Source organism: Burkholderia sp. MSh2, from assembly GCF_000731655.1.
Lineage (GTDB): Bacteria > Pseudomonadota > Gammaproteobacteria > Burkholderiales > Burkholderiaceae > Burkholderia > Burkholderia paludis.
In genome coordinates this window covers 103,904-118,105 of the sequence record NZ_JPGM01000030.1, presented here as the reverse complement: position 1 = coordinate 118,105, position 14,202 = coordinate 103,904, and the positions used below count along the sequence as shown (strand labels likewise).

The following is a 14,202-nucleotide window of genomic DNA, read 5'->3' as shown; positions in this document are numbered from 1 at the left end:
CATGCAGCCCACGCCGCTCGGCGTCGCGGGCGAACTGCTGATCGGCGGCACGCCGGTGGGGCTCGGCTATCACGGCGAACCGGAACTCAGCGCCGCGAAGTTCATCGCCGACCCGTTCTCGACCGACCCGCGCGCGCGCCTCTACCGTACCGGCGATCTCGCGCGTTACCGCCCGGACGGCAATATCGAGTTCCTCGGCCGCATCGATCACCAGATCAAGCTGCGCGGCCTGCGCATCGAACCCGGTGAAATCGAGGCGGCGCTGCGCACGCATCCGGCGGTCGACGACTGTGTCGTGATCGCGAAAACGGCAGGCGTCCGAACGTTCCTGATCGCCTATGTCGCGACCGCAGCGCCGGACCTCGCCGATCTTCGCGCCTATCTGGCCGGAAAGCTCGCGGACTACATGGTGCCGTCGCAATTCGTCGCGCTGGCGTCCTTGCCGATGCTGCCCAACGGCAAGATCAACCGCAAGGCGTTGCCCGCCCCCGCGGACACGCTCGACACGGCCCTGCCGCACGCGCCGGCCGTCGAGCCCCGGGAAATCCTGCTGGCGTCAATCTGGCAAGACGTGCTGCAACTGCCTTCGGTCGGCATCCACGACAACTTCTTCGAACTGGGCGGCGATTCCATCCTGAGCATTCAGGTCATCGCGCGCGCCAATCGGGCGGGACTTCGCGTGACGGCGAAACAGCTGTTCCAGTACCAGACGATCGCGCAACTGGCCGCCGCACCTGACGAGCGGGCAATGCATGCGTCGAGCGTCAGCCCGCTGGGCGATGCGCCGCTCACACCGGTGCAGCACTGGTTCTTCGAGCAGGAGACCGATGCGCCGTCGCACTACAACCAGACGGTCCTGATCCAGGTGCCGGCGGATATCGACGCGTCGAGGCTCGCCGATGCGTTCCGGCAAGTCCACGAACATCACGACGCATTGCGGCTGCGTTTTTCGCGCAGCGCGGGCCGCTGGACCCAGGCGGTCGTCGCCGGCGGCGAGGCGCCCGCATGCTTCGAGAAGCGGGAGATCGCCGGCGACGCCGGCGAGCGCCTGTCGGCAATGCGCGCCGCCGCCGCCGAAGCCGAACGCGGCATCGACATCACGCACGGCCCGCTGCTGGCGGCCCGGCTGTTCTGCGTGGCGGACGAGCCGTCGGCCCGCCTGTTCGTGTCGGTCCATCACCTCGCGGTGGACGGCGTGTCGTGGCGCGTGCTCCTCGAGGATCTGCACGCGGCCTACCACGGCCAGCCGCTGCCCGAGAAGACGACTTCGTTCCGCGAATGGGCGTTGCATCTGCAGCAACTGAGCCGGTCGCCGGCCATCGGCGACGAAGCCGGGCTGTGGCAGGCCCTCGTCGCGCAGCCCGTCGAACCGATGCCGGTCGATTATCCGGCCGCGGGTGCGGCCAGCAACGCGGTCGGCGACGCGGCGTCCGTGTCGTTCGAGCTGGACGAAGCCGCCACGACGGCCTTGCTGCGCCGGCTGCCGCGGGCCCACGACACCCGCATCAACGACGTCCTGCTCGCCGCGCTTGCGCAAGCCTGCAGCATGGTCACGGGCAACGGCCGCACCCGGATCGATCTCGAAAGTCACGGCCGCCACGTGTCGGATGCGCCGCTCGACCTCACCCGGACGGTGGGCTGGTTCACCTCCATCTACCCCGTCGTGCTCGAGGCCGACGCCCGGCACACGCCGGAGGAAGCGCTCCGTGCCACACGGCAGCAGTTGCGCAGGATTCCGGCCGAAGGCTTCGGCTATTCGCTGCTCCGCTACCTGAGCCCCGATGACGCGGTGCGCGACAATCTCGCCGCGCTGCCGCACGCCGATATCCTCTTCAACTATCACGGGCAGCTCGATACCGTGTTGCAGCAATCCGAAGGCTGGCGCCCGGCGGCCGAGGATCTCGGTTCGCTGCGTGCCGAGCGGTCGCAGCGCACGCATGCGTTCGAGATCGTCGCCGCCGTTGTCGACGGCAGGCTTCAGGTGGACTGGCGCTACGGCGAGCGGCTGCACCAGCGGCAGACGGTCGAGAACCTGGCCGCGCACTTCAAGGACCGCCTGCTCGACTTCGCGGCGTCGGTCCAGGACACCGCATGGGACGACATCGAGGACAGCTACCCGCTCTCTTCGCTGCAGCAGGGCATTCTGTTCCATGCGTTGTACGACCTGGATCCCGCCGCCTATTTCCAGCAGTTCAGCTTCGTCGTCCGCGGCCCGCTCCAGGTGCCGGCGCTCCGGCATGCGTGGGCCAACGCGCTCGCGCGCCATCCCGTGTTGCGCACCGCGTTCGCGTGGGCCGATCGCGATCAGCCCGTCCAGACCGTGCTGCACACGGTCGAGCTGCCGTGGACGTGCCTCGACTGGCGAGCCCGCGATGCGTCCCGCCGTGCGCAGGACTTCGACGCTTTCCTCGCCGAGGACCGGCGGCGCGGCTTCGATCTTCAGCGCGCGCCGTTGTTCCGCTGCACGCTGATCCAGGAAACGGACACGCGCCATCGCTTCTGCTGGAGCGCGCACCACATCATTCTCGACGGCTGGAGCACCGCCATCCTGATGAAGGAAGTGTTCGACGACTACCTGTCGCTCGTCCGCACCGACGCGCCCGCGGCCGTCGCATCGGCGCCGGGATACCGCACGTACATCGACTGGCTCGCGCGCCATCCCCGCGCCGCCGACGAAACCTGGTGGCGCGCCGAACTGGCGGGGTTCCATGCCGCCACGCCGATCGCGGCCGGTCCGGCCCGGCAGGCCGCCGGCGACGCCGCTCGGCAGGCTACGCGCCGGACCCAGCAATTCCTGCTGGACGAGGCCCTGGCCGCGCGGCTGCAAGCGCTCCTGCGCATCCATCGCGTCACCCTCAACGTCCTGATACGCGCTGCCTGGGCATTGGTGCTGCGGCGCCACACCGGAGCGGACGACGTCGTCTTCGGCGTCACCGTGTCCGGTCGCCCGCCGCTGCTCGACGGCGTCGAGTCGGTTGCGGGGCTGTTCATCAACACGCTGCCGTTGCGCTTGCGCATCGCGCCGGAGCGCCCCTTCACCGAATGGCTGGCGGAGGTCCACGCGGCCCAGACGGCCATGGAGCCGCATTCGTACAGTTCGCTGGTCGATATCCAGTCATGGAGCGAACTGCCCGCCCGCGACAGCCTGTTCGACAGCCTGCTGGTGTTCGAGAATTTCCCGGTTGCCGCTGCTCCCGATCTCGGGCCGGACGACATCGAGATCCTCGACACCCGCGCCTTCGCGGAATCGAATTACCCGCTGACCCTGACCGTGCACCCGAACGAGCGCATCGGCTTCGAAATTTCGCACGACGCACACCGCGTCGCGCCCGACGTGGTGCGGCAGATGCTGGACACCCTCCGCGCGTTGCTGGAGCGATTCGCCGCCGAGCCGGACCTGTCGACCGGCCAGCTCGCCGATGCGCCGGCCGCCGGTCGCCAGCCGGGCGCGCCGCACGACGTGGCCGCACCTGCCGCCCAACCCGCCGCCGGTCCGGCCACGGCGGCACGCGCCGTCGCGCCGACGGCGCACGAAAGCACGTTGCTGGAGATCTGGCAGCGGATCTTCAAGCGAGACGACATCACGGTCAGCGACAACTATTTCGATCTCGGCGGTCACTCGATCATCGCGATCCAGCTGATGGCCAATGTCGAGAAGGCGTTCGATCGCCGGCTGCCGATTTCCTGTCTCTTCGAGAATCCGACGATCGAGAAACTGGCGGCGGCGCTGGCCACGCAGGAACCGTCCGCGCCTGCCGGCGGGCTCGTGCCGATCCGCGACGGCGGTCCCGCTGCGCCGCTGTTCCTCCTGCCGGGCGCCGGCGGGAACGTGGTCTACTTCCACCCGCTCGCGAACCACCTGAGCGGAACCCACGCGATTCACGGGCTGGAAGCGCTCGGCCTCGACGGCGCCTGCCTGCCGCTCACCCGCGTGGAAGACATCGCGGCCCGTCACATCGAACGCATCTGGCCGCTGGTGGGCGCGGGCCCTTACTACCTGGCAGGCCACTCGTTCGGCGCGCAGGTGGCGCTCGAAATGAGCCGGCAGCTCGTCGCCAAGGGCGCCGTCGTGAAGCTGCTGGCGATCTTCGATGCGTCCGCCCCCATCGACAGCCCGGCCGCCACCTACTGGCAGGACTGGGACGACACCGAATGGCTGGTCGCGATCGCCCACGAAATCGGCACCTTCCTCGGGACCGACCTTCAGGTGACGCGAGACGACCTCGTTCCGCTCGACCCCGACGGCCAGGCCGGCCTGATCCTCGACCGGATCGGCGCTCGCGGCAGCTGGTTCGCGGACGCCGGACCCGACCGCCTGCGCGCCTATCTGCGCGTCTATCAGGCCAACTTCAAGTCGCACTACGCGCCGCAAGCCTCGCCGCTGCCCGTGCCGATCGCATTGTTCCGCAGTACCGGGCGCGATCCCGGCGACCATGCCCCGTCGCCCGAGATCGCGCAGCTTCGCCTGGACCCGGCCTGGGGGTGGTCACGCTTCTCGGCGCTTCCCGTCGAGGTGACGGACGTCCCCGGCGACCACCTGACCATGCTGCTCGATCCGCATGCCGCCGTCCTCGCGGCCCACGTCAATCAGTTCCTGGAAAAAACGCCCTCATGAAATCAACGCCGACGATCGACAACACTTTCGCCCGCAAGGTCTGCATCAACCTGGACCGGCGTCCCGATCGCTGGGAGGCGATGCAGCGAAAATTCGCCGGGCAGAACATCCTCACGGTGGAACGGCTGCCCGCCGTCGATGCAAGGCTGGTAAGCGTGCCGGAATCCTTGAGCCACATGCGTCCGCAGGACTATGGCTGCACGATGAGCCATCTCGCCGCCGTCAAACAGGCCAAGGCCGCCGGCGCGAGCGAAGTCCTGATCTTCGAGGACGACGCGTTCTTCGCCGCCGATTTCGCCGCGCGCTTCCCCGAGTTCATCGCGCAGGTGCCGGATGACTGGCACATGCTGTTTCTGGGCGCGTATCACTTCGCGCCGCCCATTCCCGTCGCGCCGAACGTCGTCAAGACCGTGGAGACGCTGACCGCGCATGCGTACGTCGTCAGGGATTCGCTTTACGACGCGTTCATCGCGATCAACGAACACCCGCCGGCCATCAACGACCGCAACAACCTCGTCCTGCAGAAGACGTTCAACTGCTACTGCTTCGAGCCCAATCTGGTCGGCCAGGAATCCGGCTACTCCGACATCATGGACGAAGTCATGCCGGAAAAGCCGCTGGCCTATTCCATGCCGATTCCGGATGGCTGGTAACGCCTGCGGCCCACGCTCGCCGCAATCCATCACTCGACAGGCCATTGAATCTCATGCAAATCACTACCGTTGACCATGAAGCGGCGTTCGTACAGGCCGCGCTGGATGCGCTTCACCGGGACCACAAGCTCGGCGAGGCGATTTCGCTGGCTTACGGAAAATGCGAATCGACCGCCGGCGTGATCGACCTGATTTATCCGTTGATCACGAAGAAACTGCGGATCGATTACCTCCTCATGTACAGCATCGAAAGCAATCCCCGCAGCCTGCTGAAATTTCTTCGGCTGATCGAGTCGCAACTGATCCGGAACGACGGCTGGACGGCCGCGTCGGTCGAGGCCGCGTTGCAGGGCGTGGCCGATTCCATGAACGTCGGCTGGGACCGTGCGCAGCGCCTGCTGAAGTGCTGCATCCTGTTTTCCGATTCGCCGCTGGAAATCGTCGAAAGCATCACGTTTCTCGGAAGGCAGGAGGCCTCGTCGAGATTGAGATCGGCGGCGCACGCCATCGAACTCAGTCACCTGGTCAACTGAGCCCTTCCCGTTTTCACGCCTTTCCGAATAGCGACTCATGGACTCCGCGCAAAGCAAATCGCCGCCGTGGCACTCAGCCGTCACCCTGATGTGGCGCAGTCATCCCTGGTTGACCCTGGGCACGGTCCTGACGGGCCTCATCAGCGGCGTGGCGTCGATCGCGGGCGTCGGCCTGATCGGCCGGGTGCTTCACGACCAGGACGATCGACCGATGCTGCTGACGATCTTCATCGTGGTGAACGTCGTCGCGGTGATCTGCCGGAGCGGCGCTGCCGCGATGCCGTCCTACGCGTGCATGAAGATCATGACGCGATTGCGCGTCAACCTGTGCAAGCGCATCCTGGCGACGCCGCTGGAAGAGATCGACAGGCGCGGCGCGCCGCATGTGCTGACGATGCTGACGCAAGACATTCCGCAACTGAGCCAGACCCTGCTCACCATACCGACGATCCTGGTTCAATCCGTCGTCCTGGTGTGCAGCGTCGCCTATCTCGCCTATCTGTCGTGGATCGTTTTCGCGTCGACGCTCACGCTGACGATCGTCGGCCTGGTGCTCTACCTGCTGTTCTATCGAAAGGCGGCCAATTTCACGGAACGCGTGCGCGACGAGTTCGTCCAGTTCAACGAATACACGCACAGCCTCGTGTTCGGCATCAAGGAACTCAAGCTCAACCGGGCCAGACGACGCTGGTTCACCAAGGCGGCGATCGAAGTCTCGTCACGGCGCGTGGCGGGCTACAACTTCATCGAACGCTTCTGGTTCATGACCGGCGACAGCGTCGGCCAGGTCACCGTGGCGGTCCTGCTCGGATTCCTGCTGTTCGGCGTGCCGTCTCTCGGCGTCGTGGATCCCGCCGTACTCACGGCGAGCATCCTGGCCGTGCTCTACATGATGGGGCCGCTGACCATGCTGATCAACATCCTGCCGATCGTGGCCGAGGGCAAGACCGCCCTCGCCCGACTCGCGGAATTCGGTTTCCTGATCGACGACACGCCGGATTCATCCGGCCAGCCGCACGCGCCCGGCATGGGGGAATCCACGCCGATCAGGTCATGGCGGCGTATCGAGTTGCGCGACGTCAAGATGACCTACCGTGACAACGCGTCGTCGGCCGACTTCGTCCTGGGACCCGTCAACCTGACGATTCACGCCGGAGAGCTGGTCTATGTGATCGGTGGCAACGGCAGCGGCAAAAGCACGCTGGCGAAGGTGCTCAGCGGCCTCTATGCGCCAACCGAAGGCCATATTGCCCTGGATGGAAAGGTCATCGACGACGATGCGCGGGAGCCGTACCGGAATCTGTTTTCCACCGTATTTACCGATTTCCATCTGTTCAACCGCATCATCGGGCCGGACCATGAAAGCACGAGCAGCGAGCGTGCGCAGGAATACCTCGAAACCCTCAAGCTGGCCGGCAAGATCGAAATTCACGACAAGACGTACTCGACGACCACGGCCTTGTCGACGGGGCAGCGCAAGAGACTGGCGCTGCTCTGCGCCTACATCGAGGATCGCCCGATCTATATCCTGGACGAATGGGCGGCCGACCAGGATCCGGTTTTCAAGAAATTCTTCTACGAAGTGCTGGTGCCCGATCTGCAATCGCGGGGGAAATGCGTGATCATCGTGACCCATGACGATCAGTATTTCAGGCTGGCCGGCCGGGTCATTCGCCTGGATAGCGGTCGCATCTACTCGGATTCGGCCCGGTGTCCCGTCAGCGCCGACATGGCAGGATGACCGGCGACCCGGGCCGCCGGGTGTCATCGGCGGAGCGACGATGCGATGCGGTGGCCGCGCGTGCGTATGTCGAACCCTCCGTGCAACGAACGGGCGGCCGGACGACACCGCCTCGCCACGCGGCGATCCCGTTTTCAACGAACGGCGGATCGCCCGGGCCGGCGACGGCGTCAAGAGCCGGATGCGTCGATCGGATCCGCTGCGCCGCGCGCCGCGCCGCACCGGATCCGATGGCCGGTGCTTCGTCGGTTTGTCCCGGATATCCCTGACAAATGGATGAGCGGCACGATGTTCGGATCATGTCGGCGCGCGTCGCGCGCGAGCGCAGCTTCGGCGCCTCGTCAGGCGTCTTCCGACAGAGTTGAACGGATGGTCGATGAAGCAGCCGAAGCCGGGACCGCGATCCGATTCGCGAACGGAAGCGGCGTCATGCCGCCGCCGTGCACGGCGCGCAATTGTCGATCATCCATTTCGTGAGCCCGTGCCGGCCGCTGATGCCGAGCTTCACCGCGGCACGCTTGATGTACGTCTCGACCGTGGTCTCCTTGACGCCGAGCTCGCCGGCCATTTCGCGCAGCATCTTGCCCGCGAGCAGGCCGAGACACACTTCGCTTTCGCGCGCCGACAGCACGACCGAGGCGCGCGCAAGCCGCGATTCGAATTCGTGGCGCAGCGCCTCGACACCGGACGCGACCGCCACCGCACCGCGCGGCGTCCCGCCTTCGCGCACGCCCTGCTGCCGCGTCGATGCATGCCACTCGACGAGCGGCAGCAGCGTATCGGCGAAATTCCTCAGGAACGACATCTCCTGCAACGAAAAGTCGCCATGCGACGCCGCGCGATGCAACGAGATCACGTAGCGGCGATTCGCCTTGCGCGACACGAGGTGGCACTGGAATCCGATGCCTGCCCCACGCGGCGGCACGACCTCGCCGCCGTTGCCGCGCCGCATCGGATCGACGTGAATGAGCTGGCGGTCGCAAGCGGCCACGATCCGGTTCCGCAGCGGATGCGTCGCCGGTTCCCGCTCGCCGTGCACGTCCAGTGCGCCGCCGCGTCCGTCGTCGCGCGTCGCGCCGAACGCACCGAGCGATTCCACATGGACCACTTCGCCCGCCGGCTCGTCGAGCGTCCATTCCGTCATCCTGGTGGTTGCGACCGGAATCGATCCGACCAGCAATGCATGCATGTCGGATGCGAACCGCTCACTGCCGGCGCTCGAAATCACCTTCCCGAGCTTCGCGAAGATCGCGACCATCTGACTCTCCTTGTCGTGCGTGCTTGATGACGGCGGCGCAGGGGTTGACGATTGCCGGCGAACCCTGCCATCAGCTGAAACATTTATTTCGTTCATTGAGCGTCGCGGAATCAAAGCGTGCTCCTCGCGTGTTTACCGAAGAAAACGCGACAAAAAAATCGAAACGATTCCCTTCATTGATTTGATGCACGAATGTCGTAGCTGCGTATGATAGCTACGATTTAAGACATTTGCTGACAATTGGATATTTTCTTCAGGCGCCCCGTTCATAAAAACTGAAATTGATTCACACATCATTTTGCAACGAACATATTTGCCATTATTTTCCACGATATTTCGCAACAATCCGGCCGTGCATTGCGCCCGGGAGTTCTTGTGTCTGCTTTTGCGTCTCCTTCCGTTTGAGAAACGTCGTTCCAGGGAAATTGAGGTAGATTTCATCCATGATTATTCGTTCTCCATCGCGATTTTGGCATTGCGCACCGCTTGTCACACATTGAACAGATTGATACCATTTCGGCGATGTAAGGGGCAAATCATCAATCTGTCATGAATTGTGAGTGACTTTATTCAGAAATTCGAAACGTCAGAATAGATATTCACGCGCAATCGTCCTTTATTGATCGTCTCAGCCAGCGCTTCGGCACGCGACATTCAGTCGAATTCCCCTATTCGCCTGCCGGCAGGACAGGCCGGCGCCAGTTGAAGAAAAAACCGGACGGCTTTTGGATTTCCTTCCAGAGGTCCGCGATGATGCGCTTCCGCGAATCGCCGAACCGGTCGTCTTTTCAATCCGGACCGGCCAACGCTTTACCTCGCATCTCCGCTGTTCGAATTGCCGCATCCCGGTATCAACGCGTTATCTGTCGTCTTTCCGATCGTCAAAACCATTCCGAAGAAACGGAGCACACCATGAGTCAAGACTTCCAGGACGAACCTGCGTCGCGCCGCGCTTTCCTCGCCGATATGGCGAAGCTCGCGGCTGCAGGCGTCGTCACCGGCTGGACGCCGCTCTACCAGATTTCGGCCAACGCGCGGACGGCTGACGCGACGCCGCCCGGCTTCCCGGCCGATATCCCGCTTTACAAGCAGGCGTTCCAGAACTGGAGCGGCGAAATCGCGGTGCAGGACGTATGGACGGCCGCGCCGCGCTCTGCCGACGACGTCGTCGCGGCGGTCAACTGGGCGCGCGCGAACGGCTACCGGATCCGCCCGCGCGGGTACATGCACAACTGGTCGCCGCTGACGCTGGATCCGGGCGCCGGTGCCGCGAACCTGGTGCTGCTCGATACGACGAAGTCGCTGACGGCCGTCTCCGTCGACACGTCGGCAAGTCCCGCGCGCGTCACCGCCCAGACGGGCATCTCGCTGGAGTCGTTGCTCGCGACGCTCGAGCAGTATGGCCTCGGCGTGATTGCCGCGCCTGCGCCGGGCGACATCACGCTCGGCGGTGCGCTCGCAATCGATGCACACGGCACTGCCGTGCCGGCGGCCGGTGAAACCTTGCAACCGGGCCACACCTACGGCTCGCTGAGCAACCTCGTGGTCGCGCTCACCGCGGTCGTGTACGATCCGGCCCGGCAGCAATACGTGCTGCGCCGGTTCGAGCGCGGCGATCCCGAGATCGGCGCGTTCCTCACGCACATCGGGCGGGCGTTCGTCGTCGAAGTCACGCTGACGGCGGGCCCGAACCAGCGGCTACGCTGCCAGAGCTACGTTGACATTCCGGCATCCGAACTGTTTGCGCCGGCCGGCACGTCGGGCCGTACGATCGCGTCGTTTCTCGATCGTGCGGGCCGGGTGGAAGCCATCTGGTTCCCGTTCACGTCCAGCCCGTGGCTCAAGGTCTGGACGCCGACGCCCAGCAAACCGTTCCTGTCGCGCGCCGTCACGCAGCCGTACAACTATCCGTTCTCCGATTCGATTCCGCAGTCCATCTCGGACCTCGTCAAACGGATCGTGATCGGCGGCGAAGGCGCATTGACGCCGCTGTTCGGCCAGACGCAACTGGCCATCACGGCCGCCGGTCTCGCGCTCACGCTCAGCGGGGATATCTGGGGCTGGTCGCGCACCGTGCTGCAGTACATCCGACCGACGACGCTGCGCGTCACCGCGAACGGCTACGCGGTACTGGCGCGGCGCGCCGACGTGCAGCGCGTGATCAGCGAATTCGTGCAGTTCTATCAGAACCGCGTCGACACGTACAAGGCGCGCGGCGAGTATCCGATGAACGGTCCCGTCGAAATCCGCATCACCGGTCTCGACAAGCCGGCCGATGTCGGCGCCGGCGCGGCCGTGCCCATCCTGTCCGCACTCAAGCCGCGCCCCGACCGGCCGGATTGGGACGTCGCCGTGTGGTTCGATATTCTGACGTTACCGGGCACGCCGTCCGCCGATCGCTTCTATCGCGAGATCGAACAATGGATGCTCTCGAACTACACCGGTTCGTATGCGACGCTTCGCCCCGAATGGTCGAAGGGTTGGGCCTACACCGATACGGCTGCATGGCAAGACGACACGATGCTCACCAGCACGATTCCGAACCTGCATCGTGAAGGACAGCCGGCGTCGAGCACGTGGGATACGGCGCGCGCGACCCTCGAACGCTACGACCCGAACCGGATCTTCCGGTCGCCGCTGCTGGATCGGTTGATGCCGTAGCGATCCCGGCGGATGCGGGACTCGAAATTCGTGGATGTTGCCGATGGCGTTCGCTTGAACGCCAATCGTGGCCGGACATTCGCGACCCTGCCTGGTTTTCACGTACGGCGGGTCATGCAGCAGCGCTGCAGGGTTTCGTATTTCACGGGCGTGCAGTAGCCGATCGACGCGTGCATGCGCTGTCGATTGTCATAGCCCTCGATCCGGTCGACGATGTCCAGGCGCGCCTGCGTGCGGGTCTCGTAGCGCGTTTGGCAAATGCGCTCGACCTTCAGGGTTTAAAAGAAGCGCTGCATCGGTGCGTTGTCCCACGCGTTGGTGCGCCGGCTCATCGAGACCGTCATGCGAACTCGGCGCAGCGGGCGCCGATCCCGCTGCGGCCTGCGCACTGCCATCGCGCTGATCGCGGCAGCAGTTCCCCAGCGTCGCCACCGCGACGCCCGGCCTGCGAGCGGCCTCATGCTGACCGCCGCTCTCGGTCAGCCGCACCGCCTCGACCTTGAATTCCTTCGTGTACTGCCGTCTCGGTACCGCGTTCTCTGCCATGCGCTTCTTCATACAGACGAAAAATGATCAAACTTCGTGCTGTACGCGGAATCGAGGCAGGGTCAACGCCGGGATGATGATGCGCGTGAGTATGGCACGCGAATCGCGGTCGTCAGCGATCGCTGCCTCACGCGGCAACCACACTCGACCGATGCGACACGCGCCCGGCGAACCGGTGTATGCGGCTTTACAAAGCGTCGTCCCCCAGCGCGTTTTTCTCTTCCAGAGAGAACTGCTGCACGACCCGATGCAGGCGGTCGGCCTGCTCCGCGAGACTGTTGGCCGCTGCCGCACTTTCCTCGACGAGCGCTGCATTTTTCTGCGTAGTCGCGTCGAGTTGCGAGACCGCTTCCGTCACATGTCCGATTCCAGCCGACTGCTGCCCGGTCGCGTCCATCATGTGGTCAATCAGTTCGCTTACGCGTGATGTTTGGTCGATGATGTCCGTCATGCCGCTGCCCGTCTGGTCGACCAGCACCTTGCCCATCTTCACACGCGATGCGCTTTCGGCGAGCAACTGCTTGATCTCGCGCGCGGCGGATGCCGATCGTTGTGCGAGCGAGCGCACTTCCCCCGCTACCACCGCAAAGCCCCGCCCTTCGTCGCCGGCTCGCGCCGCCTCGACGGCAGCGTTGAGCGCAAGAATATTGGTCTGAAATGCGATCGAGTCGATGACGGAGGTGATGTCGTTGATGCGGGACGACGCCTCGTCGATGCTGGACATCGTCTCGACCACCCGATTCATCGCCGCACCGCCGCTGGTGGCCGCAGACGATGCCGAACCTGACAACGTACCCGCTTGCGTGGTGGTATCCGCGGTCTCGCGCAGCCCTTCGCTGATTTGCTTGATCGATGCCACAGTGTTCTGAAGGCTGATCGCCTGACTTTCGGTACGTCGACTGAGATCGAGCGTACCAGAGGCGATTTCCGCAGACGACTGCTTCACGGCGTCGGCAGCCTGGCTCACTTCGGTCATCGCCTGTTGTACGCGGGTCAGCGCGCTTTTCAGCGAATGAGCCGACGCGGAATTGACGTTGACTGGCGACATGTCGAGACATATCGCCGAACTCCGGTTCACGTGACGCACCAGGCCTGCCAGTTCGGATGCCTCGATCGAGAACGAGCGCAGGCCGATCGCGAGATACACCTCGATGGAGGTTTGCACAATCACATACGCGGCGTGCAGCAGAACCTTGGGGAAATTCGCTTCGGCGGTGCAATACACGCCGAAATGCAGCGCCATCAGACGATCGAAAGCAATGTGCTGAATCGCGAACAGAGCCGCGCCCAGCACGATCGGGCGCCAGTCGCGATAGACCAGCGTCAGGCCCAGCAGCACGAACACGCCGAAGTGCAACTCGGTCAGCCCACGGCTGAGTTGTATGTGCAAGGTCACAGCGGCGACGTTGCAGCTCACCAACCCGACCCAACCCCAGGTGGTGCCGCGACCCATGAAGTAACACCCGCTGCCGATCAGTATGACCGCGCACGCAAACGGCAGTCCGAGCGCCAGATCGTCGTAGACAACGCCTAATGCAATGCAGGCAACGAACGATGCCAGCAACGTCGCATACATCACCAGATCGCCGTTCCGCGCGATGCGGGCGAGGTCGTCCTTGGGACCGCGTTGAGCCGCCCGCTTGCTGTTTACCTGATCCATAACTTACCTGAGAATACTTGTCGTTATCGGGTGCTGACGCACAACGCCTGATTTCGCGCGCCGCAGTCGATTCTGGCGCTAGCTTTGGCGACGGCTGAAGACTCAGTCCCGTCCAACGGATAACGGCAAATGGCATCGATTCCTGAGCCGCGCGGAACAGGCTTCGCGGGATTTCGATGGGCAGTTACGACAGCCTTGGCTTGAACGTCGGCCATTCCGGACGATTGGCTGATCGTCTCTTCCTGGCCGGAAGCCGTCCGCGGCAGCCGAGCCGACGCCGGTCAAACAGTCCTCCAGGGCGAAACCCGGGCACGGCGTCGAGAGCGAACGATTCGCAAACGGCGAATCGCATGCAGATCATATGCTCTGCGGTAGTGCGAGGGCGTGTACGACGCCAATCGACATCCTTGCCTTGCGCTACGCCTGGCCGACTATGACACGCAGGACCAACGCCGCCTTCGTGTAACGCTGCATCGTGAAACCCGGTGCGCGTACGACACCTTGGGCGAACTCCGCCAGATCGGTGCGCTAAGAG

9 protein-coding genes and 1 pseudogene are annotated in these 14,202 nt (G+C 64.5%); 5 read left to right on the top strand and 5 right to left on the bottom strand.

Features of this window, described 5'->3' with window-relative positions:
- From GQ57_RS20050 to GQ57_RS20035, 4 genes are all read left to right on the top strand, one after another.
- The coding region (locus tag GQ57_RS20050) for a condensation domain-containing protein (RefSeq protein WP_034198833.1) at window positions 1-4,615 on the top strand (4,615 nt) is incomplete at its 5' end.
- Window positions 4,612-5,268 (top strand): glycosyltransferase family 25 protein, encoded by a 657-nt coding sequence (locus tag GQ57_RS20045; protein ID WP_031397718.1) that lies wholly within the window; start codon window positions 4,612-4,614, stop codon window positions 5,266-5,268. The genes GQ57_RS20050 and GQ57_RS20045, both read left to right, overlap by 4 nt.
- A 53-nt stretch (window positions 5,269-5,321) precedes the next feature.
- Entirely contained in the window at window positions 5,322-5,801 is a 480-nt protein-coding gene (locus tag GQ57_RS20040) for a hypothetical protein (protein ID WP_031397717.1), read from the top strand.
- A 37-nt stretch (window positions 5,802-5,838) separates the two neighbouring features.
- Window positions 5,839-7,542: a cyclic peptide export ABC transporter gene (locus GQ57_RS20035; RefSeq protein WP_034198831.1), complete on the top strand. Its 1,704-nt coding sequence runs from the start codon at window positions 5,839-5,841 to the stop codon at window positions 7,540-7,542.
- 427 nt (window positions 7,543-7,969) lie between these two features.
- Here the strand turns inward: GQ57_RS20035 and GQ57_RS20030 are convergent, their stop codons facing one another.
- Both GQ57_RS20030 and GQ57_RS44160 read right to left on the bottom strand, forming a co-directional pair.
- Window positions 7,970-8,800 carry a response regulator transcription factor gene (locus tag GQ57_RS20030; protein ID WP_034198830.1) on the bottom strand — a complete coding sequence of 277 codons (831 nt, stop codon included), beginning with the start codon at window positions 8,798-8,800 and terminating at the stop codon, window positions 7,970-7,972.
- 319 nt (window positions 8,801-9,119) lie between these two features.
- Entirely contained in the window at window positions 9,120-9,245 is a 126-nt protein-coding gene (locus GQ57_RS44160; RefSeq protein WP_268810880.1) for a hypothetical protein, read from the bottom strand.
- 467 nt (window positions 9,246-9,712) lie between these two features.
- On the opposite strand from GQ57_RS44160, the gene GQ57_RS20025 reads away from it, so the two are divergent.
- Entirely contained in the window at window positions 9,713-11,461 is a 1,749-nt protein-coding gene (locus GQ57_RS20025) for a cholesterol oxidase substrate-binding domain-containing protein (RefSeq protein ID WP_034198829.1), read from the top strand.
- Between the two features lie 98 nt (window positions 11,462-11,559).
- On the opposite strand, the gene GQ57_RS44400 is transcribed toward GQ57_RS20025, so the two are convergent.
- From GQ57_RS44400 to GQ57_RS20020, 3 genes and pseudogenes are all read right to left on the bottom strand, one after another.
- The gene (locus tag GQ57_RS44400) at window positions 11,560-11,736 is read right to left on the bottom strand and encodes an IS3 family transposase (RefSeq protein WP_081896727.1); all 177 of its coding nucleotides are present in this window, start codon (window positions 11,734-11,736) and stop codon (window positions 11,560-11,562) included.
- A gap of 70 nt (window positions 11,737-11,806) precedes the next feature.
- Window positions 11,807-12,019: pseudogene (locus GQ57_RS44395) on the bottom strand (transposase); the annotation flags it as partial.
- 175 nt (window positions 12,020-12,194) lie between these two features.
- Complete coding sequence (locus GQ57_RS20020) at window positions 12,195-13,667, bottom strand: methyl-accepting chemotaxis protein (protein ID WP_052001415.1); 1,473 nt, start codon at window positions 13,665-13,667, stop codon at window positions 12,195-12,197.
- Window positions 13,668-14,202: the final 535 nt, after the last annotated feature.

What these genes read in the sequence shown, in the direction of transcription:
- GQ57_RS20045 (WP_031397718.1), top strand. Translation starts at nt 4,612, where the DNA reads ATGAAATCAACGCCGACGATCGACAACACTTTCGCCCGCAAGGTCTGC.
- GQ57_RS20040 (WP_031397717.1), top strand. Translation starts at nt 5,322, where the DNA reads ATGCAAATCACTACCGTTGACCATGAAGCGGCGTTCGTACAGGCCGCG.
- GQ57_RS20035 (WP_034198831.1), top strand. Translation starts at nt 5,839, where the DNA reads ATGGACTCCGCGCAAAGCAAATCGCCGCCGTGGCACTCAGCCGTCACC.
- GQ57_RS20030 (WP_034198830.1), bottom strand. Translation starts at nt 8,800, where the DNA reads ATGGTCGCGATCTTCGCGAAGCTCGGGAAGGTGATTTCGAGCGCCGGC.
- GQ57_RS44160 (WP_268810880.1), bottom strand. Translation starts at nt 9,245, where the DNA reads ATGGATGAAATCTACCTCAATTTCCCTGGAACGACGTTTCTCAAACGG.
- GQ57_RS20025 (WP_034198829.1), top strand. Translation starts at nt 9,713, where the DNA reads ATGAGTCAAGACTTCCAGGACGAACCTGCGTCGCGCCGCGCTTTCCTC.
- GQ57_RS20020 (WP_052001415.1), bottom strand. Translation starts at nt 13,667, where the DNA reads ATGGATCAGGTAAACAGCAAGCGGGCGGCTCAACGCGGTCCCAAGGAC.